The sequence below is a fragment of the Wolbachia endosymbiont of Dactylopius coccus genome (assembly GCF_977011065.1).
Genome location: NZ_OZ347065.1, coordinates 89,686 through 110,357, shown reverse-complemented (window position 1 = coordinate 110,357; position 20,672 = coordinate 89,686). Strand labels below are relative to the sequence as shown.

Below are 20,672 nucleotides of genomic sequence, written 5' to 3'. Positions count from 1 at the left end.
ACTATAATAATCTTCCATTAATTTTTCGATACCTTCTTTTATTTGATTTTCTCTTCTTGCAAACTTTTTCTCTGATGATTCATCATTTTTATTTTCTAATACTCTACGTTGGTATTCCTTAAAAAATGGAGCGAAAAACCAAGCGTAGATAAAGAAAGTATTTTGGAACGTGTTTTAAAAAAAATTAGTCAGAAAAGTCCGTATTAACAATGGTCGGAAAGAGAAAACAAGTTTCTGTATAATCGATGCTCAAAGCGTTAAAAACGCAGATACTGCTGAAAGAAAGGGCTATGATGCAGGAAAAAAAATTTCAGTGCCATATCGCAGTTGATACACAAGACATGCAATTCATATAACAACGGCAGAAGCAACTAGTGCTGTGAAAATGGTGAAAAATGCTAAAGCAAACCTCTCTGAAGTCAAAAATATACTCGCTGATGCTGGCTACACAGGAAAAATTTTTGCAACACAAATAAAAGCAACTATTGGTGCAACTGTTGAGGTAATAAAACGCAGTGAATTACATACCTTTGCTGTATTGCCAAAAAGATGGGTTGTAGAGCGTTCTTTCGCTTGGTTAGAAAAGTGTAGACGGCTATGGAAAAATTGCGAACGTAAACTCAATACCAGCTTGCAAATGATTGTCCTTTCCTTCATTTCTCTCCTATTACGAAGATTTTAAACAGGTTCTTAGAATCTCAAGAATCTGCACTATATTTAATGCTGCGCCTTTGCGCAGATTATCAGCCACTATCCACATATTTAATCCGTGTTCAACAGTATTGTCTCTTCTAATACGTGATACATATACAGCATTCTCCTGTACAACATCAATTTGAGTGATGTATTCACCGTCTTCACGCCTGTTGTACACTAAAACTCCACTATCTTCGGCTTCACTTAGCACTTCACGAGCTTGTTCTTCAGTGATATGTTGATCAAATTCTACATTTACTGCCATAGCGTGACCGATAAAGACGGGTACTCTTACACAAGTTGCAGTAACTTTTATATCTTCCTCTAAAATTTTTTTTGTCTCCTCTTGCATTTTCCATTCCTCTTCTGTAGAACCATTTTCCATGAATTCTCCTACATGGGGAATGCAATTAAACGCTATTTGCTTGGGGAATATCTCGGGCTTTTTAGTCTCATTCATGAAGATTTTTTTTGTCTGATTATAAAGTTCATCCATTGCTGCTTTACCTGCACCAGAAGTTGATTGATAAGTTGAAGCAACGATTCTCTTTATTTTTGCTTTCTGGTGTAATAGATGTAGTACTAGCAGCATCTGTATTGTAGTACAGTTTGGGTTGGATATTATGTTGTGGTTTTTATATTCCATAATTTTTTCTTTATTAATCTCTGGAATAATGAGCGGCACACCCTCTTTCATTCTAAAATGGGAAGTGTTATCTATCACGATGCACCCAGCCTTAATTGCAGTCGGTACGTGTTTCTCAGAAACATGAGATTCGGCACAGAAAATGGCTACATTAGTTCCAACGAAGTCATAATCCTCAAGGCATAAAACTGTTAACTCTTTGTCACCAAAACTCACCTTCTTCCCTTCTGATTTTTTCGACGCAAGTGCAATAACAGAATCTATCGCCTCATCTTGAAACTCAGCAAGCGTGCTTAATACCTCACGCCCTACTCTTCCGGTTGCTCCAATAACAGCAATTTTGTATCTCATATAGATGAACCTCTAACTTTAAAGTTATATTATATTTTTACTGACAAAATTTACAATTGTTTTAATATTTTCACCTTGCAATTAATTGTAATTTAGCTATTATTATGCAATATTAGTAATATTACATAATAAAGTGAAAGATGAATAAAGAATACAATGAAACTAAGGTTAAACCTGCAATGTCTACACCTCAAGAGCCTGAAAGAACCAATGGATTAAAGGTTCAAAATGTTCTTTCGAAAAAAAGAAAGCCTGCAATAAATTTTGATGATAAAAAATATGGTGTAAAAAACCTTAAAATAGACCAACAGTTCCTAAATAAAAGACAAGAATCTTCAAAGCTAAGAGATTTCTTAAGATCAATACCAATAATAGGGAGATTTTTAGCAAGGATTTTCACACCTGAAAAAATAGAAATCACCAGTAACCCTATATATGACAACATGGAAGCATATGAAAAATCGCAAGCAGGTCACTCCAGTAAGATAAAAGATGAGACTAGTATAGATGATGAACACGCAAAAGAAGTAGATAGTAAACTTGAGAAGGGTAATGTTGAACAAGTGGACAATAAGAAAAGTCGTGGTTCATAAATATCAATCATTTAAAAATTATCTCTAGCTACAACATTGTATCTGTTCAGATGCATGGCTCATGTACAAATATTGAAACAAAAATTCCAGTGCTCCCTTTCTTGTCATCCGAGTAGCTGACACTGGGATCCAGATTGGGCACTAAGTTGGTAAACACGAAAGCGCTTTACAACGTTTTTGATGGAACTGCGCGAAAGAACTAGATGCCAGTGTCACGCACTGGCATGACACCCATTTCTTCCTATAGTTGTCTTTTCTCGTCTACCTTATTTTGCCACTCTGCTGAACAGATACATAACATTTGCTATACAGAAACTCTGCGATACCAAAATAAATAAAGAGGTACGCCACTTGCAGTGAATAAGCTTGCGATCAGCAAGGTATTCACAGAAGTTTCAAATATTACCCAGCAGCAAAAGGTTGTTGCTATACTGCCAATTAAAAATTTGTAATAGTTTTTCTCCTTTATAATAACCTTGAGAAAAGCAAGACTGCATGCAAGGTAAACAAATAAAAATGAAACTACAGAAAAGTCGATAATTGATGTGATCTGTTTAGCAAAATTGTTGCTTGAAGTGAGAATTAGTAGAACTGAAGTACCAACAGAGCTGATTGTTATGCCCCAGAAAGGAGAACCGTGCTTGTTTCTTTTAGCAAAGAACTGTGGCATCAGTTTATCTTCTGCAAGGCCAAAAGCAACTTGCCCGCTGGATAAGACCCAAGCGTTTAAGGTACCAACACAAAAAATAAACGCAATTATAGAAATAATCAAGTGCCAATTGCCAGAGGCCATAATTTTTATCGCGTCAACATATGGTGCTCTTGAACTTGCTAAATCATTGCCATTTATTAATCCCATAATTGCAAGATTGTTGATAAAATACACAACAGCAACAGAAATTGTGCCAAGCACTATGGCTCTGGGTATATTTTTGCCTGGATTGTTAACCGAACCAGCTGGTGCTGTTGCCAATTCAACTCCAATAAAACCCCATAGAGTAATAAGTGTAGAACGGGCGAGAATCTGCGATGTTGTAAGATTTGATATTTCTTCACTTATGATGAAGTTATTTCTATCAAAAAAAAACAATGCTGCTATAGGTATTACAAGCAATACAGAAATTTTTATAACCGTCAATAAGAACTCAACACGTCCAGCAGTAGCTACTCCTCTAAAATTTATTAGTGTAATAATTGTGAGTAATAACATCTCTAAAAACAGATGTACGTTTTGAATATCCTCATAGAAAAATGGTGTAAGATAACCAACACCTACAACTATTACAGCTGTTGTGCTAACCCATGAGATTACCCAATACGTCCAACCAAAAAAGAAAGCTGCAGCAGGGCCAAAAGCATGCTTTACATAAACGTGAGGACCACCCGTTTCTGGAAATTTTGCGCAGAGTAAGGCAAAAACCAAAGCAAGAGATATAGCACCAAGCCCTGATATCACCCAGCTTATAAGGCTATAAGCGCCATATGGAGCAAGGCTAATTGGAAGCATAAAAATTCCAGAGCCAATTTGGCTGCTAATCACTAAGGCAAAAATAGCCCAAAAACCTATTTTATTTGACACAATAATTTTTATCTAAATAGATTAAGAATATAACTGAAGCTCAGAAATTTCAATCGATCTTTTAACATAAAAACTTGCATTTTTCTCAATTTATTGCTAAAATAGATTATGTTAACAGATGATTAAGAGGGGGTTATGAATCCAAGGTTAAAAAAATTTTTGGTTGTTTGTGGGTATGTTTTATTAGTTGATGCTGCTATTGGAGCAATTTTTTTATTTGAATATTTACTTGATATCTTTATTAATGCGCTTTATGCATTCCTTCTTGCCAAAACTTCAAGTGAGGTGTTAGCTGTTTTTGGAACACTTGCAGTTTTACTTGCCACTTGCGTTTTGTGCTACGGACTGCATAAGCTCTGTTCTATTTTTACAGAAAAGATTACAAGCAGCTATCAATCTTTCAAAAATGAAAATAGTGATGATAGCATTTTTTCTGAAGTATATAATGACCCAACAATAGGGTTGAAAGATAAAATTTTGTTTTTCTCTATATATTTAGTATATTGCATTCAATTACCATTTTTGTACTGTGCATCGAAAATATCTGCCCTTAATGGGTGGCTGTTACTGAACACTGACGGAAGGACACCAGGTATTAACATATTTCTTGTGCTTATCAATACTATATTATTAATCCCAGTGGCACTTCTTGAATTGATAAAGTATCCATTAGTGAAGCTTTTCTCACCTTTGGGTTTGAATGTAAAGCAGCTAAGCTTTTTGTTTAATGTAAGTGATGTGGGTACTAGTAGTCAGAGTGTTCACACGAGTAGTTTTGAACATAGTATTCTCCAATGCGCTCAAGAGTTAAAACAGAAATTTGGAGCTCAACCAAATGTACTGGATAAAGAATTTGAGGATTACATAAATGGTTCAGATGAGTTGACAAGGGATCAAAAAGAGCAATTAAAACTTTATCTTAACTTTAATGGTTCTAATGGAGCAGCTTATAGAGAATCAAAAACTGGCCTAACCCTCACACAAACTGCAAACTTAGTTTTGACTGCAGCTAAGGATCAAAAGTTAGATACAGATTTTCTAAAATGCATGTTGCTAATGCGTTTACAAGAAGGAAATGGTGCATGTCATCTTGGAATGTTTAATCGTATTATTTATTCACTCAGTTGTCTTGAAGCTAAAAATAACTTTACAGTTGAGGTAAACGCTCAAGTGTATGAGAGAATGCCAAGCATTACAGAAAAATTCCTGAGAAGCTGTAACAATAAAAAAATTACAGTTTTAAAGGACAATTTTGATAATTTTTATTCTGATGGTGATATGGATCCTCAAATAAAAAGCAACATCAGTAAACTGATAGAAGAAGCAAAACAATCTGTCTTTAATGAATTATATGTGGATTATTACAATAGGTATGGGCAAGATGTTGGAAGAGGCCCTATAAAGCATAAATTAAAAGAGTTAATTACAAGCGATGATGTAAAAGAAGCAATAAGCGCTGTTATAGATGGTATAGAAATTCCTCCAGTACCACCTACTTATCTTGAAAGAGTAAAAGCATTTTTTGGAGGTCATGCAAGGTCTTCTGCTGCTTAGTGGTGGGCTCATGTTATGGCAGAAAATTTTGACTTTAGCTAAAAACCATCTGGCTCCTATGGTTTTTTATAGTTTTGTCTTCCCTTTTCTGAATGGTTTGCAAGCTGCTGTAGCTAACCCAAGAAAGGTTTCCCTACGTCATACCGCCGCAGTATCTCTAGATCCCGCTAACAAGTAGCGGGATGACGGTTGTCGTTTAGTTACAAACATTAAGAAATTTACCAAATGAAAAAAAAGGCAAAAGAAGCCCCAGGGTAGCTAGTATTCAAATTCTCCCTTGTCTATTTGACGTCTTTTACTGTCTTAAACGCTTTATAAGCGTGTTTCGGCTTGTATAGGTAGAAACCTAAAAGTTTTATAAAGACATGAGGTGCACATAGTGCAAAAAATTAGTATCTGTTCAGATGCATGGCTAATGTACAAATATTGAAACAAAAATTCCAGTGCCCCTGTGATGTCATTCCAGTCTGGAATCCAGCTTTTGATCGAAAATGTTGTATAGTACACAATCAAATTTTCTGGATCCCAGTGTCTGGGCACTGGGATGACACCCTTTTGGATGGAAACCAGTGTCACGCACTGAAATGACACCCATTTCTTCCTATAGTTGTCTTTTCTCGTCTACCTTATTTTGCCACTCTGCTGAACAGATACAAAAATTAAGCATGATTTACGCCAAATACATTAAGTTTTTTGTCATTAATCCACTGCAGAGGTTGCGAAGATAAATAAATAGCTTCAGTTTCATGATAAGAGGGCTGGCGGAGTTTGTCAAGCAAGTTTTTCGTTTCTGCGAGCTACCTGAGCTTATTGACTTCATTAGAGCCAAAACTCTTGAGACCTAGGTGATAATTCTATCTAAAAGGATGCCAAAAAAGAGAAGCAACCCTACGTAGGAATTATTTTTAAATATGGACATGCATTGACTGGGATCATCAGGATTGAAATTTTTGTATTGGCGGTGAAATATGAACCCTACAGCAAGTAGAGCAATATAAAAAATGTTATTTAATGATGATAAGATACCAGCATATAGCCACGTCATAAGAGATATTAAATAAAATCTTTTCAACCAAGATTTTGTTGTATCACCAAAATATAATGCGGTAGATTTCATTCCGAGTTTTTCATCATCTTTTTTATCTTGATGGGCGTATATGGTATCATAACTCAGCGTCCAAAAGACGCATCCTATATAAAACAGCAAGGATTCTATACTGATCTGGTTTGTTATTGCTGCTGAGCCCATGAGCGATCCCATATTGAAGGTAAACCCTAAGAACAATTGTGGCCACCAAACATACCGCTTTAATAAAGGGTAAGTAGCTATCATACACATTGAGATTATTCCAAGTATAAGTGTAGTTTTATTAGTTAATAATAAGATTACCAGGGCAATAGACAGTAACAGTGAAAGTAAAGCCAAAGCCTGCTTTATGTTTAATGCACCACTTGCAAGTGGCCTATATTTTGTTCGTTCAACGTGCGCATCTATTTTTCTATCGAAGATATCATTGATTATGCACCCTGCGGGTCTCATTAAAAATGCACCTATAGTAAATAAAACAAGGAGAAAAAGAGCCTGATACGATAGAGAAGTTGAGGCTAAAAGAATACCGCTCAAACTGGGAAATAGCACAAGCCACAAACCTGTTAAACTGTGCAATCTCATTAATGAAAAGTAATGGTTGAAATACATTAATTAAGTGTGATTATGTAATATTTTGCTTACATTAACAAAATTATCGAACGCTAAATCAGGCTTGAAAACTAACTCAGGTATAAATCGCAAATCAACATAACACAATATAGATTTACGTATTGACCATGCAGATTGGTTCATTTCATTAACAATAGTATTAATATCACAATTATTCTCAGAAGGATCTCCAGTGCATGATGCTGAAATCCACGTACTTTTTTCTGGATCTAAGTAGTCAGCTACTTGAATATTCAATGAAGACAACACAATATATACATCTGCTTTTTTCAAATCTTTACTTAATTTTACGTCAGATACCGCTACATTTTTATTGAACACCTTACCTTCCATTAGGACTCTTGATATTGCTCTATGCAATACCGATGCTATTTTTAGGTTTCTAATTTCCTTTTTCATATCCAGCTACTATAACACCCTTTCTTCTTGCACTAATTGATAAGCTTCCAAAATATCTCCAACTTTAATATCGATATTACCCTCTAGTGATACTCCGCATTCAAAGTTTACACCTACTTCTTTAACATCATCTTTAAATCTACGTAGTGCTTTTAACTTTCCTTCATGCACCAATTTGCCACCACGCACTACCTTAATTAAAGAATCTTTTCTTATGACTCCATCACTTACGTAACATCCAATGATATTACCAGCTTTAGATACGTTAAATATTTGCCTCACAGATGCAAAGCCAACACGAACCTCTCGTGTAACAGGCTTTAACATTTTAGTTAAATACATTCTCATGTCGTCAATGAGCTCGTATATTATGTTATAAGTATGTATTTCTACACCTTTTTGTTTTGCCAAGTCCCTTATTTTTGAATCCACTTTTACATTAAAAGCTAAAATTACTGCACTTGATGCTTCTGCAAGCAGCACATCTGAATCTGTTATCCCTCCTACTGCTTTGTGTAGGATATTTAATTTCACTTGGTCTTTACCTAGTTTATCAATTGAACTTGATATTGCTTCAATAGAACCAGTTACATCGCACTTTAAAACTACAGATAGTTCTTCTGTTTCACTGTTATTACAACTGAATATATCTAAATTATTGTCGCCCAAATCTTCTTTCTTTTTCTTGATTAACTCTAGCCTGTATTCAACAATTTCACGCGCCTGCTTTTCAGACTTTACAACAACAAATTTATCTCCAGCATTTGGCACACCATTTAGACCAGTAATTTCAATTGGAGCGGAGGGTAGTGCTGCTTTTTCTCTTTGACCAAGGTGATTAACCATACTACGTACTTTGCTGTATGTTGTACCAACTACCAATATATCACCAACCTTTAACGTTCCTTCCTCAACTATCAATGTAGCTGATATTCCTTTCGCTTTATCTATTTTGGATTCTATTACCCATCCAAGTGCTCGACAATCTTCTATTGCTTCTAGCTTCATTAATTCAGCGATTAACAAAATCGCCTCTTCTAGTTTATCTAAATTAGTTTTCTTTTTTGCTGATACTGGCATAATCATAACATCACCACCAAGCTCTTCAGGAATGAGATCATATTGAGGCAAACTATTAATTATTTTTTCTACATCACCAGGCTCAGATTTATCAATTTTATTAATAGCAACTATAATAGAAACATTTGCTGCTTTTGCATGATTTATTGCTTCAACTGTTTGTTTCATGATTCCATCGTCAGCTGCAACTACTATTACAACTATATTAGTAATATTGGCACCACATGCACGCATCGCAGTGAACGCTTCATGTCCTGGTGTATCAATAAAAGTAATTTTTTGCTTATCTTTTGTCGTTATTTGATAAGCACCTATGTGTTGAGTTATGCCACCTGACTCTCTTTCTGCAACATTAGATTCACGAAATGCATCGAGCAATGAGGTTTTACCATGATCAACGTGTCCCATAAAAGTGACGATTGGTGGTTTAGGTTTTTTAGGCAGGCTTTCTCTGCCTTCTATAAAAAATAAATCCTTTTCTCTGTTGGTATCGCTCACTCGTTTAGCCGTATGATTAAATTTTTCCACTATTTCAGATGCTATATCTGGATCCACCAGATCATCTACTCTATAACTCTCACCGACTTCTTCTTTGAACATTTTTAGCACACTCTTGCTATCTTCTGCCATACGAATAGATAACTCCCTGATAGTTATTTTGTCTGGTATAATAACTTCTCTTGATATATTTTTACCCTTAGTAAACTTTGACTTTCTACTTCTTATACCAAATCTTTGCTTAAATACAGGGGGTTGTTCAGTTTTTTCATCTATTGCCTGTGCAATTACCAGTTTAGAATGCTTAGAATATATATCTTTGTTGACTTTAGAAGACTTTTTATCGTCGCTCTCATAGTCAATATTATCTTCTCTTAGTTCAACTAAGTGAGTATTACTTAAAACCTTCTTATTTATTTCTTTAGATAAAGTGTCCGCTTCATTTTTCTCGTCAATCTCTTTATTGCTGTCTTCTTTTGCTGTTTTCTCTTTTTCTTCTCTTTGATTTCTTTCTTTCAGCAAAGCAGCATTCTGCACAGCATTAATGCGGAAAATTTGTTCTTTCTCTGTTAAAGAACCTAATTTACTCTCGTCAAATAAATTATGTTCTTCTGCATCATGAGATTTTTTTCTTCTTTTTTTTACTATTGTAGCTCCAGTACTTGGGCTAGCTGAAGAGTTTAAATTGAGGTCTAATTTAAGCTTGCTTAAGCCTTGGAGCGTTAATTTTTTATTACTGATATCTTCATTATTCATATTATTTTATTATATTAACCCAAGCTTTTTACGTGCTTCTATGATTATTGAATCTACTGTATCTTTTAGATCTTCTTTGCTATCGGATGAGGAAGAGAGTATGCTGCAAAACTCATAACTTGATAAATCTGCTATGTCCTCTAAAGTCTTAATATCATGTTTACTAAGAGCAATTTTATTGTCTATTGATAAAGTTAAATTGATTACATCATCTTCCATACCTAGACTTTTTAGCTCTTCTATTTTTCTATCATTTTCTGCTTTCAGATACTTGCTTGCTCTGTTATGAAGTTCGTTTGCAATATCCTCATTAAAGCCCTCTATTGAAGCAAGCTCTTTAATTGAAGCGCTGGATATATCTTCTACGCTTGAAAAACCTTCTGTTACCAATAGCTGACCCATAATCTCTTCTAAGTTTAAAGCTTCAGCAAATAAAGCTGAACATTGACTAAGTTCTTTACTTCGCCTTTCTGATTCTTGCTGAGTGCTTAATATCTCAATTTTCCATCCAACAAGCTCTGAAGCTAATCTTACATTCTGGCCCTTTTTTCCTATAGCTAAACTCAATTGATCTTCAGCAACTATTAACTCTATGCAATTTTCATTTTCATCAATAATAACCTTCGATACTTCTGCAGGAGTAATGGCTTTAATAACAAATTGACCCAAATCTGAGGAGTAATTTATAACGTCAATTTTTTCACCATTTAATTCGTGTATAATAGTTTTTATTCTATCTCCCTTGACTCCAACACAAGCACCTACTGGATCAATGTTCTTGTCAGGAGAGAAAACAGCAACCTTAGACCTTGAGCCGGCGTCTCTAGCTATACCTTTAATTGTTACTAACCCGTCAGCAATTTCTGGTATTTCTTGATTTAATAATGCCTCTAAAAAGCCTTCATGAGTCCTAGAAAGAATAATTTGACGTCCATCATCAGAGCGCTTAACGGTCTGTATGTAAGTTTTAACCTTATCGCCTTCACGAAATGATTCACCACCGGTCAAATTTCGCAATGGAAGATATGCCCTAGTGCCATTTATGTCTATAATAAGATCTGAATATTCTACTTGTTTAACAATACCATACCTTATTTCTCCCACCTTATCTTTAAATTCCTCATATTGCTTTTTTGACTCTTCATCTTTAATTATTTGAGCAATCTTTTGCTGGGCAATCCTTGCTGAAGCAAGATCAGTGTTAAGAGAGAGCAATTCACTAACAGTATCTCCAACTTTTGCATCTCCTTTTATTAATTTAGCTTGTGTCAGCGTAATTGATTCATACTCAGTATTCTTTTCTCCATCTGATTCGTCATCAATAACTTTTAGTTTTCTGTATGAAGTAACTTTGCCTGTATTTCTATCTATATTAACTACAATTTTACTTTTGCTACCATATTTTTGATAAGCCACTGCTTCTATAGCACTTTCTAGTGCCTTTATTACAACATTAAAATCTAAACCTTTTTGAAGTGAAAGTTCTCCTGCTGTTTTTATTACATCAAGGCTTCCAACTATGTTATTCTTGTTACTTTTCTGCTTAACACTGCTTTTACGATTAGCAATCATAATAAATAAATCCAATGTAATTAGTTATAATTATAGCTTCAACGGGCAAAGAACGCTATCCTAAATGTTAAATAATTGCTAATTTAAGTCAAGTTTTTTCGTGTCTTTGCATAACAAGCAACGCAGGAGTAAAGAATAAAGTTAAAACTGTTGCAGCCAATATTCCACTTGCTATGGTTGTTGAAATGTCAACCCACCACTGGCTTGATGGAGCATCATATGTGATTTGTAGCGTAAAAAAATTGATATTTAACCTGGTAATCATCGGTATTAAACCAAGAACTGTGGTTGCAACGGTAAGCAATATTGGCCTAATGCGAGAAATTGCAGCGTTTATTACACATCGCTTGATGTCATTTTTGTGTACCTTAATTTGGTGATGAAAGGCATCAAGCAATAGTATGTTATTATTTACTATAATTCCTGCCAAAGCAATTATCCCCACTCCACACATAACAACTACGAAAACTTGTTGGATAAGAAAGAAAACAAAAAACACACATGTTGTAGATAAAAACACTGCTGTCATTACGATAAATGTATGGTATACATTATTAAACTGTGCCACTAATACCAATATCATTAGTGTAATCGCTAATATAAAAGCCTTTAACAAAAATGCTCCTGATTTTTGTTGATCTTCTTTGTCGCCTTTAAAATCAATTTTTACTCCCTTGTCCCAATCCTGGGCAACAGAATTCTGAATGAACTTTACTCTTTCATTAACAAGATAACCTGTATCCACATCAGCGGAAATTGTCACTGTACGTAATCCATCAATCCTATTTAGTTTGTTTACCTTTTTTTCGGGAGCATATTTTACTATGTTGCTCATAGGATACGGGCCGTTTACTGTATTGATAAAAAGATTATCTATAGTCTTCATGTTGCGATCCTTTCCAGGGAAACGGAGTACAATATCGATTTCTTCATCCGTGTTATTTGGTCTATATTTTCCAATCAACACTCCATTTGTAACCATCTTTATAAAATCGCCAATGGTTGCAACACTTACTCCAGAACTTGTAGCCTTACTCTTATCAACACTCATATTCCACTCTATTTCAGGTGCTGATCTGCTATCTTGAATATTTATAAACCCGGATGAAGGTTGGTTCATAATTTCTAGAATTTTCTCTGCTGCTAAATTCAAACTGGATACACTCCCGCTGAGGTTAATTTGTATTGGCTTGTCAGCCGACGGTCCTGGCTTTTCCTCTTGAACATTAATTATTATTCCTTTCATGTCTTGCACACTGCTCCTTATATCATTTAGTATGTGCTTAGCTTTGCGCCTGAAGCGCCAATCCATAAGTTCTAGTTGTATTCTGGCGATAACGTTGTCTGAAAATGCTCCTGATCTAGCATAAGAAACATGAATTTCTTTTTCAACGCTCAAAATGCGTTCTTCCACTTCTTTGAGTATCAGATCTCGTTCTTTAGCTGATAAGCTTTCTTTTGCTTTAACACTGATTAAAATATTATCTGAATCCACTTTCGGAAAAAACTTCACTCCAGGACCAAAGGTCAAGTACAGCACACTAAATGAAAACAGGACGAATACAGTAGCACATATGAATTTTTTAGGATGATCTAAAACCTTCTCTAGCATGCGTGTGTAAGCTCTTATTATAGGCCCAGCATTTTTTATCTCACCACTTTCTATAGCACTCATTTTTTTTATTTCTTTTTTTGAAGTTATCGAAGGCTTGCCAAATATTGCACCAAGTGTTGGTATAAAAACCAAAGCCATAATGAGCGATCCAGTCAAAGTTAGAATTATTGTAATTGGTATGTACTGCATGAATTTACCAACAGTATCAGGCCAGAATAATAGAGGAAAAAACACTGCTAATTTAGTTAACGTCGATGATAGAACCGGATAAAACATATCACGAACTGAAGTGTGAAAGGCTTCTATTTTGTCCATTCCGCAGATCATCTTTCTATCAGCATATTCGCTAATCACAATTGCATCATCAACCAGCATGCCAACAGCCATAATTAAACTGAAGAGCACAACAATATTTAAGGTTATGCCCATAAAGTAAAGAGCTATTATCCCAATGAGAAAGGAACCGGGTATCGAGAGTGCCACAAGAATAGCAATCCTTGTTCCCATAGAAAGCATCATTATGATCAATATTAACAACACAGCGAATATTATGCCGTTTTCCAAGTCATCAAGCACATCGCGGACGTTTTTTGACTGGTCATTTAAGTACACCACTTTTAAATTTTCAGGTAATTGATCTTTTGCCTTATCCATTAAGTATTTTACTTGATTTACTGTGTCTATTATGTTTTTTCCGTTACGTTTTGAAATTTCTAGCACGACACTAGGTAATCCATTAATGCGAGCAAACCCTTGGTGATCCTCAAACCTAGGGTATACTTTTGCTATATCTTTGATTCTCAAAACTGCATTGCCTTGAGATCTAATAGGAATATTCATAATATCTTCTATATCTTTTAATAACCCTGATATTTTAATCGAATATTTACCGATATCGTTTTCCAGTGACCCAGCTCCCACTAGTCTATTATTGCTTGATATAGCTTGGAATATTTCGTTTGATTGAATGTTATATTTTGTTAGAACTGTGGGCTCAATTATAACTTCCACTGTTTCTTTACGCATACCCGCCACTTCAACTTTGAGAACATTTGGCAGAGATTCTATTTCTTTCTTTAGCTTGCGTGCTATTTCAGTTAAGGCTCTTTCTGGCAAATTACCAATTAAGCCAACATTTAATATGGGAAATAGACTCAAATTTATTTCATTGATTATTGGAGATTCCGCTTCAACAGGTAACTTCGCTTTTATATTTGAAAGCTTTGAACGGACATTATCGAGCACTTCTTTATTATAATACTCTGTTCCAAATTCGAGTATCATGTGAGCACCATCATTAGTTGCAAAAGCTCTCAATTCTCTTACACCTTCAATGGATCTTAGTTCATTTTCTATAGGAAGCACTAATAGCTTTTCACTATCTTGAGCAGAAATCCCAGGAAGTCCAACGAACACGCTGATTATAGGAATCTGTATATCAGGGTTACTTTCCCTTGGCATTTTTACATAAACGTATGAACCGAAGATAAAAATTACTATAAGTAATAATACCACCGCCCTGTTTCGCTCTATGAGTAAGCTCTGCATGTTGAATGTTAACTAAATATGTGCGTTTGTACAATATTATAGTCGAGATACGTTGCATATTAATTAATCCTTGTATAGCTTTAAAACTTTACGCGAATAATTAAAATTTTCGCAAAGTTGCAAGTATAAGAAAATTTCTGTATAATAATTCTGGAACAGTATTTGAGAGGTTATTATGGTGGCAATTCTAAACATAACAAAAGGCAAAAATAAAGTTATTGTGTCTGAACTAGCTGGGGCTTTATCAGCTTTAATATTTTTAACAGCAATCCACATTGCTGCAAAGATAGCCATTATAGTTGCTGCTGCTGCAGTTACTTACTTATTACTTTCGCTGGTTCATAAAATAAGAACTAAAAAAGAACAGCCTGCTGAAATTATTGGTGCTTCAGAAGATGAAGGGTATAGCAGTGTTGATGAAGGTGAAGAAAAAGATACCGTAAAAGAACCAAAAAGAACTGAAACTGAGCTAGCAGAAGAATTAAAAAATAAAAGAGCACAAGAACGCATGGAGAAAAGATCACTTAGTGACTCTATAAATGCGTTTGGCGAACCAATTCTTGTTAAAATTATAGATACTGGAAATAGTAATCCTGTTGATTATACAAAAGCTATGGTAGTGCCTGAGAAAATTATTCTTGGCATGCCAGATGATAAAACTCTTACACAAAATAGCTCTAGCTCTATAAAGAGTCAGATGAAATCTCTCCCTGAACACATGGATGGATTTTATAATCCACTTCCTGAGCAGCCACCGAGCAACCTTACCAATGTAGAGCTTGGGTCTAAAAGCACGCAGAAACTATCTGCTGCAGAGTGGCTATTACAGTACGGGAATGTAAATAATGATGTGAAGAAAGTGCTAGAACAGCCAGTTACCCAAAAGGAGTTTAACGGGTTAAGGTTTAACATGTAGTTGTTGTATTAAGCTCTCCATCTTATATTGAGAATCAGATGCAATGCCATACACTCTATTTGGCGGAGCAATTTTGTTCTCTATACCAAAAACTATACCTTCAATTATTGCTGTGAGTACTTTTTCAAGGTTACAGTCTGCTCCAGGAACACGGTGCTCCAGCCGGCACCTTTTGAAATCATTGCCAAAATAGGGAATTCTTATCGCAGCAGTTCTGTTATTTACTCCCCAACTAATCGTAGTTGGAGTATGAATATCCGGGTACTGGAATCTTAAATATGAATCATTATTTGGTGCAAAAAATGGCATATGTTTTTTCATCATTGCACATAATCCACCAATACTGTGAAGTAGGTAATCACTATATTTTTGTTCATTATAATAAAATAAATTGTTGCTGTTTAAGTCCACTAAATTAACATGCACATTTAATGCACTGCCTGCTCTATCCAAATAGGGCTTTGCTTTAAAAGAAATATTCCCACCTAGTTTTTGTGCTGTTTCAGTAAGTGATTGTTTTGCTAACTCAAAATGCTTAATTAAATTGTCGGAGTTCGTATAACAACCACTTTTTATCTCATATTGATGTGTAGAATTCTCCTTCTCGCAAGAAAATTCAAGAGATGCTATTTTATTTTTGATGCTATTCAGAAATAAATATTCTTTTTCTATTCCTTCAATGTAAAACTCTAGTTCAATACCGAATACAGCATAACAACTCAAATTACTTAATATAATCATAAATTTGCTTCAGTAAATCTATATTAGGTTAGCTATATTTATATGAATACTTTACTTATTTGCCAGTAAATTTAACATCTTATTTATACATAATGTATTACTGTTTTTAATAGCATGCTTCTAATCCTCGATACAAGCGACATTTACAAATTTTTCATTTCTTTGAAATAAAAATGATCAATTTTAGTGTTTTTATACCCTTTACAACCCATCAAAAAATCACCATAATTTTTAGTATGTATTAAGTAGTATTAGCTTTTCATTTTGCAGTAAGCTATTGATTGTCTTATATTTTTCTAATTATTGCTTTTTTCTTGGTGTGGTATATGAACTTAACTAGCCCTAAGGTTTCTACTATGTTTTTTGATCAGATTATTACAGTAACGGATCACAATGTTACTTGGGAAAAAATCCAAAATTGTCTTTATAATCTTTATGGAGAAGCAACATATAACAGCTGGCTGAGTTCGCTAAAATTTATCAGTAGCAGAAATGAGGGAGTTCTTTTATCCGTGTCAACAAGGTTTATAAAAGAGTGGATTACAGTTCATTACATGAAAAAAATACTATCATTATGGCAAAGCGAAGATAAAAGTATATGTTCTATTGATATTCAAGTAATTGAGGAAAGGAATTCAAATTCTAATGTTATACTAAAAAACAGAGAGGAAAGTAATCATAATCTTGGTTCACCACTGGATCCCAGATTCACTTTTGATAATTTTGTGGTAGGAAAGTCAAATGAATTAGCATTTACGGCGGCAAAGCGTGTGGCAGAATCTATAGATCCAATATTAGGCAGCAATCCTTTGTTTCTATATGGTGGAGTGGGACTTGGTAAAACACATCTAATGCATGCTATAGCTTGGCACATAGTCAATTCCCCATCAGAAAAAAGAAAAGTAGTATATTTATCAGCAGAGAAATTCATGTACCAATATATTACAGCGCTGCGAAGCAAAGATATTATGTTATTTAAAGAGCAATTTAGATCAGTAGATGTATTGATGGTAGATGATGTGCAATTTATCAGTGGTAAAGATAGTACACAAGAAGAATTTTTTCACACTTTCAATGCATTGATAGACCAAAATAAACAATTGGTTATATCAGCTGATAGGTCTCCTAGTGATCTTGATGGAGTGGAAGAAAGAATAAGATCACGACTCGGTTGGGGGTTGGTGGCAGATATTAATGAAACAACTTTTGAATTAAGGCTTGGTATATTGCAGGCAAAAGTGGAGCAGATGAATATGTATGTTCCGAAAGATGTCCTAGAGTTTTTAGCAAGGAACATAAAATCTAATATAAGAGAATTAGAAGGAGCATTAAATAAGGTTACCCATACCTCATTAATTGGAAGAAGTATGACGGTAGAATCAGCTAGTGAAACCCTAATCGATCTTCTTAGGTCAAATCATAGGTCAGTCACAATAGAAGAAATACAAAAGAAAGTAGCTGAATTTTTCAATATAAAGGTTGCAGATATGCAATCCAATAGAAGGCTTCGCAGTCTTGCAAGGCCAAGACAAATAGCTATGTATTTTGCCAAAAAATTTACGCAAAAAAGCCTACCAGATATTGGGAGAAACTTTGGTGGCAGAGACCATGCTACTGTTATACATGCAGTAAAACAAGTAGAAAATTTTATAAAGACCGACTCAAAATTTGCTGATGAAATCAATCGATTAAAAAAAATGTTTAAGTAGCGTTTTTAAAATAGCTAATAACAAATCCTAAAATGAATCGACTATAGTTTTAATCCGTTTAAGTTTAAAATCTTCTGTTAGCTTCGCAGAATACATTTCCTTATTGTGTTGATTATAGAAGGTAAATTCGTGATCATCTAAATTTAGTATTGCAAAGCCAAAGCCAAAAAAGTTTCTAACCTCGTGTGCTAAGTAGTTTTTACCATTTGAATAGTCAAATTCTACATTTTGATAAACAGATTCTTGATCTTGAGCGTGTAATGATGCACCACCGTTTCCAACTATAATTTGGTCTGGAACATTATCCATTAATAAAATCTGGGCTATATGAATGTGGCCAGAAACTATGGTAGTAACATTGCTTGGAAATTTATCTCCAAAAGCTTCGATTTGTGTAAGATTACCATGGCTTTTTAATGTCAAAAATTCTTTTTTTGGAGATCTCCAAAGCGGTTTATGAGTTAAAAACCACATGGGCTTGTCAGAACTATTTTGTATCAATTTATCAAATTGCCTCTCAAAAGCATCAATTGTGCTTTGGGTTGTAAAAATATCCTCACCGGATGAAGAGTCGAAGATAAAAAATTTCATCGGTCCAGCATCTAAGGACCAACTAGAAACGAAGTTTCCACATTTTTCAGACGAAAAGGGGTATGAATCTAGATACCTGAACCATCCTTCATAAGCTCTATCACAACTCTCATGGTTTCCACGAACAAAAAGGAAAGGGGATTGTGATAAAATATCCTTTGCAGGCTCAAACCAATCAGCGTACCAAACTTCTTTATTATATCCATAAATATCGCCACACTTTTTTGTATTTCTACATTTTGTTTGTCTATAATGATAATCACCAACATGGATAATTAAATCTGGTTTATGAAGGGCGATTGAATCTAAATTTTTTTTTAAAGGCCAGCTATCTACCGAATTACATTCCTGCTGAAATAACATATTTATTCTACAGCCCGTGTCACCAATGAAAGCAATTTTATTAACCTTTTTTGGTAATATAGGAACCCGTAGATCCTCAATACTAATGTTTTTGGCACTTGTTTGTACTGTCAGTTCACAAACTGTTTCGTTATGATCACCATTGTTAATTGAGCTGCGATTCAGCATTTCTGTTTCCTCGCCATCAACATAAACAATGGGACACATGTCATTGTCCGTAATTGCGCGTATGCTTAGTTTATTTTCTGGGATAACTTGAGACCATGTGTATAATATTTGTGCATGGACGAAATGAAAGCTAGTTATAAGAGAGAGAGCTAAAAAAATAAAGATATTAGCTATATTCATTTGTATAAAAACCTAAGTTAAAAATTAGTAGTAAGGTTATCTTAAATGATTAAAATTTATAATCACAAAATTCATAATCAAATTATACAAACAATTTCTAAATTATTCTAGTATCAGATTGACACTCTAGATGAAAAATTCTAAAATGATTAAGTAATTTAAAATAATTATATAAAAACTAGAATATAGTGCGGCCGTGGTGGAATTGGTAGACACGCAGCGTTGAGGTCGCTGTGGCTCATAAGGCCTTGGAAGTTCAAGTCTTCTCGGCCGCACCAGTTTTTATCGCTGTTTAATATGGGTAAAAATGTTTATAGGAAATCAGAGTAGCAATAAGGTAGAAAGAGCTATCAGCGAAATCAGGCGCGGTCGGCCAATTGTAATATATGATGAAAGTAATTACCTATTGTTTGCTGCTGCTGAGGCTTTAGAAAGAGATTTATTTAATCAATACAAGCTTATATCAAGCAATGTATATGTTACTTTAACTTCAAGTAAGGTAAAATACATATCTCAGAATAAAGAACATAACAGCAAACGTCTGTTGGTGAATAATTTTGATGAACTGCTCCATTTAATAAACTGTTTAAAGGAAGATTGCATAAAAGAGTTGCAATGCTCAAAGACAATAGATGAATGTGCTATTGCCTTGCTTAAGTTCTCAGAATTATTGCCATACGCGTTAGTGGCTGATATGACTTTTGAGAATAAGCATGAAATGCGAAATTGGTGTGAAGAAAATGACATTATTGTACTAGATACGTTACTCGTAAATAATTTTCAACAAAATCAGAGTGTGTATGAAGTGTGCAAAACATCATTATTTTTAAAACAGACTCAAGAAGTAAATATCATATCTTATAGAACAGAAAGTGGTGGAAGAGAACATCATGCAATTATCATTGGCAATCCAGATAAAGATGACGAACCATTAGTAAGAATTCATTCTTCGTGCTATACGGGTGACTTGTTAGATAGCTTATCATGCGATTGCAGAAGTCAGTTACATCAAGCAATTCAAATGATAGCTGACTTTGGAAGTGGTATTATATTGTATTTGATGCAAGATGGAAGAGGCATTGGTTTAACTAATAAGTTAAGAGCGTACAGTGTGCAAAAAGGACATAATCTTGATACTGTTGATGCAAATAGAATATTGGGTTTTGAAGATGATGAAAGGAGTTTTGTTGTTGCAGCTAAAATGCTTAAGAAATTGAACATTAACAAGATCCAATTACTTACAAACAATGATAGGAAATTATCAGAATTGGAAAGTAATGGTATAGGAGTTACAAAGTGTCTACCACTTATTGTGGAACGTAATAAATATAACGATTCATATATGGAGACAAAGTTTGGTAAGTTAGGCCATAGATTAAGAGTTTTTTAGCTTTTTT

Annotated in this window: 16 protein-coding genes, 1 tRNA gene and 1 pseudogene; 8 read left to right on the top strand and 10 right to left on the bottom strand. The window is 34.4% G+C overall.

Features of this window, described 5'->3' with window-relative positions; genetic code table 11:
• Nucleotides 1-114 precede the first annotated feature (114 nt).
• Nucleotides 115-682 (top strand): annotated as a pseudogene (locus tag ACWHVF_RS00525) (IS5 family transposase); the annotation flags it as partial.
• Here ACWHVF_RS00525 and ACWHVF_RS00520 read toward each other — a convergent pair.
• Nucleotides 668-1,693 carry an aspartate-semialdehyde dehydrogenase gene (locus ACWHVF_RS00520; protein WP_064124980.1) on the bottom strand — a complete coding sequence of 342 codons (1,026 nt, stop codon included), beginning with the start codon at nucleotides 1,691-1,693 and terminating at the stop codon, nucleotides 668-670. The pseudogene ACWHVF_RS00525 and the gene ACWHVF_RS00520 sit on opposite strands and share 15 nt — an antisense overlap.
• A gap of 140 nt (nucleotides 1,694-1,833) precedes the next feature.
• Here ACWHVF_RS00520 and ACWHVF_RS00515 point away from each other — a divergent pair, with 140 nt between their 5' ends.
• Nucleotides 1,834-2,286 (top strand): hypothetical protein, encoded by a 453-nt coding sequence (locus ACWHVF_RS00515; protein WP_064124981.1) that lies wholly within the window; start codon nucleotides 1,834-1,836, stop codon nucleotides 2,284-2,286.
• 304 nt (nucleotides 2,287-2,590) lie between these two features.
• Here the strand turns inward: ACWHVF_RS00515 and ACWHVF_RS00510 are convergent, their stop codons facing one another.
• Nucleotides 2,591-3,865 carry an APC family permease gene (locus tag ACWHVF_RS00510; RefSeq protein WP_064125558.1) on the bottom strand — a complete coding sequence of 425 codons (1,275 nt, stop codon included), beginning with the start codon at nucleotides 3,863-3,865 and terminating at the stop codon, nucleotides 2,591-2,593.
• 135 nt (nucleotides 3,866-4,000) lie between these two features.
• On the opposite strand from ACWHVF_RS00510, the gene ACWHVF_RS00505 reads away from it, so the two are divergent.
• Both ACWHVF_RS00505 and ACWHVF_RS00500 read left to right on the top strand, forming a co-directional pair.
• Nucleotides 4,001-5,419 carry a hypothetical protein gene (locus tag ACWHVF_RS00505; RefSeq protein WP_064125559.1) on the top strand — a complete coding sequence of 473 codons (1,419 nt, stop codon included), beginning with the start codon at nucleotides 4,001-4,003 and terminating at the stop codon, nucleotides 5,417-5,419.
• Nucleotides 5,397-5,597 (top strand): hypothetical protein, encoded by a 201-nt coding sequence (locus tag ACWHVF_RS00500; protein ID WP_064125560.1) that lies wholly within the window; start codon nucleotides 5,397-5,399, stop codon nucleotides 5,595-5,597. Before ACWHVF_RS00505 ends, ACWHVF_RS00500 begins: the two co-directional genes overlap by 23 nt.
• 134 nt (nucleotides 5,598-5,731) lie before the next feature.
• On the opposite strand, the gene ACWHVF_RS00495 is transcribed toward ACWHVF_RS00500, so the two are convergent.
• From ACWHVF_RS00495 to ACWHVF_RS00470, 6 genes are all read right to left on the bottom strand, one after another.
• Nucleotides 5,732-5,995, bottom strand: coding sequence for a hypothetical protein (locus tag ACWHVF_RS00495; RefSeq protein ID WP_447933044.1), 264 nt, complete (start codon nucleotides 5,993-5,995; stop codon nucleotides 5,732-5,734).
• A 265-nt stretch (nucleotides 5,996-6,260) separates the two neighbouring features.
• Complete coding sequence (ubiA, locus tag ACWHVF_RS00490; protein ID WP_182366339.1) at nucleotides 6,261-7,118, bottom strand: 4-hydroxybenzoate octaprenyltransferase; 858 nt, start codon at nucleotides 7,116-7,118, stop codon at nucleotides 6,261-6,263.
• Nucleotides 7,119-7,121: 3 nt separating this feature from the next.
• Nucleotides 7,122-7,538, bottom strand: a complete 417-nt coding sequence (locus ACWHVF_RS00485; protein ID WP_064125064.1) for a ribosome-binding factor A — start codon at nucleotides 7,536-7,538, stop codon at nucleotides 7,122-7,124.
• A gap of 9 nt (nucleotides 7,539-7,547) precedes the next feature.
• Entirely contained in the window at nucleotides 7,548-9,872 is a 2,325-nt protein-coding gene (gene infB, locus ACWHVF_RS00480; RefSeq protein ID WP_064125065.1) for a translation initiation factor IF-2, read from the bottom strand.
• A gap of 9 nt (nucleotides 9,873-9,881) precedes the next feature.
• Complete coding sequence (gene nusA / locus ACWHVF_RS00475; protein ID WP_064125066.1) at nucleotides 9,882-11,444, bottom strand: transcription termination factor NusA; 1,563 nt, start codon at nucleotides 11,442-11,444, stop codon at nucleotides 9,882-9,884.
• A gap of 88 nt (nucleotides 11,445-11,532) precedes the next feature.
• Nucleotides 11,533-14,607, bottom strand: coding sequence for an efflux RND transporter permease subunit (locus ACWHVF_RS00470; RefSeq protein WP_064125067.1), 3,075 nt, complete (start codon nucleotides 14,605-14,607; stop codon nucleotides 11,533-11,535).
• 175 nt (nucleotides 14,608-14,782) lie between these two features.
• On the opposite strand from ACWHVF_RS00470, the gene ACWHVF_RS00465 reads away from it, so the two are divergent.
• Complete coding sequence (locus tag ACWHVF_RS00465) at nucleotides 14,783-15,523, top strand: hypothetical protein (protein ID WP_064125068.1); 741 nt, start codon at nucleotides 14,783-14,785, stop codon at nucleotides 15,521-15,523.
• Here ACWHVF_RS00465 and ACWHVF_RS00460 read toward each other — a convergent pair.
• Nucleotides 15,506-16,264, bottom strand: coding sequence for a glutamine synthetase (locus tag ACWHVF_RS00460; protein ID WP_064125069.1), 759 nt, complete (start codon nucleotides 16,262-16,264; stop codon nucleotides 15,506-15,508). The two genes, ACWHVF_RS00465 and ACWHVF_RS00460, sit on opposite strands and share 18 nt — an antisense overlap.
• Before the next feature lie 326 nt (nucleotides 16,265-16,590).
• Between ACWHVF_RS00460 and dnaA the strand changes: the two genes are divergently transcribed.
• The gene (gene dnaA, locus ACWHVF_RS00455) at nucleotides 16,591-17,973 is read left to right on the top strand and encodes a chromosomal replication initiator protein DnaA (protein WP_064125070.1); all 1,383 of its coding nucleotides are present in this window, start codon (nucleotides 16,591-16,593) and stop codon (nucleotides 17,971-17,973) included.
• A gap of 27 nt (nucleotides 17,974-18,000) precedes the next feature.
• Here dnaA and ACWHVF_RS00450 read toward each other — a convergent pair whose 3' ends face one another.
• The gene (locus ACWHVF_RS00450; protein WP_064125071.1) at nucleotides 18,001-19,275 is read right to left on the bottom strand and encodes a metallophosphoesterase; all 1,275 of its coding nucleotides are present in this window, start codon (nucleotides 19,273-19,275) and stop codon (nucleotides 18,001-18,003) included.
• A 190-nt stretch (nucleotides 19,276-19,465) separates the two neighbouring features.
• On the opposite strand from ACWHVF_RS00450, the gene ACWHVF_RS00445 reads away from it, so the two are divergent.
• Nucleotides 19,466-19,553: transfer RNA gene (locus ACWHVF_RS00445), tRNA-Leu, on the top strand.
• A 29-nt stretch (nucleotides 19,554-19,582) separates the two neighbouring features.
• Nucleotides 19,583-20,665, top strand: coding sequence for a GTP cyclohydrolase II (locus ACWHVF_RS00440; protein ID WP_447933043.1), 1,083 nt, complete (start codon nucleotides 19,583-19,585; stop codon nucleotides 20,663-20,665).
• Nucleotides 20,666-20,672: the final 7 nt, after the last annotated feature.

Bases quoted from the DNA above. Each gene is read 5' to 3' on its own strand.
- ACWHVF_RS00450 (WP_064125071.1), bottom strand. From the start codon at position 19,275: ATGAATATAGCTAATATCTTTATTTTTTTAGCTCTCTCTCTTATAACT.
- ACWHVF_RS00515 (WP_064124981.1), top strand. From the start codon at position 1,834: ATGAATAAAGAATACAATGAAACTAAGGTTAAACCTGCAATGTCTACA.
- dnaA (WP_064125070.1), top strand. From the start codon at position 16,591: ATGAACTTAACTAGCCCTAAGGTTTCTACTATGTTTTTTGATCAGATT.
- ACWHVF_RS00440 (WP_447933043.1), top strand. From the start codon at position 19,583: ATGTTTATAGGAAATCAGAGTAGCAATAAGGTAGAAAGAGCTATCAGC.
- ACWHVF_RS00500 (WP_064125560.1), top strand. From the start codon at position 5,397: ATGCAAGGTCTTCTGCTGCTTAGTGGTGGGCTCATGTTATGGCAGAAA.
- ACWHVF_RS00505 (WP_064125559.1), top strand. From the start codon at position 4,001: ATGAATCCAAGGTTAAAAAAATTTTTGGTTGTTTGTGGGTATGTTTTA.
- ACWHVF_RS00485 (WP_064125064.1), bottom strand. From the start codon at position 7,538: ATGAAAAAGGAAATTAGAAACCTAAAAATAGCATCGGTATTGCATAGA.
- ACWHVF_RS00520 (WP_064124980.1), bottom strand. From the start codon at position 1,693: ATGAGATACAAAATTGCTGTTATTGGAGCAACCGGAAGAGTAGGGCGT.
- nusA (WP_064125066.1), bottom strand. From the start codon at position 11,444: ATGATTGCTAATCGTAAAAGCAGTGTTAAGCAGAAAAGTAACAAGAAT.
- infB (WP_064125065.1), bottom strand. From the start codon at position 9,872: ATGAATAATGAAGATATCAGTAATAAAAAATTAACGCTCCAAGGCTTA.
- ACWHVF_RS00460 (WP_064125069.1), bottom strand. From the start codon at position 16,264: ATGATTATATTAAGTAATTTGAGTTGTTATGCTGTATTCGGTATTGAA.
- ubiA (WP_182366339.1), bottom strand. From the start codon at position 7,118: ATGTATTTCAACCATTACTTTTCATTAATGAGATTGCACAGTTTAACA.
- ACWHVF_RS00470 (WP_064125067.1), bottom strand. From the start codon at position 14,607: ATGCAGAGCTTACTCATAGAGCGAAACAGGGCGGTGGTATTATTACTT.
- ACWHVF_RS00465 (WP_064125068.1), top strand. From the start codon at position 14,783: ATGGTGGCAATTCTAAACATAACAAAAGGCAAAAATAAAGTTATTGTG.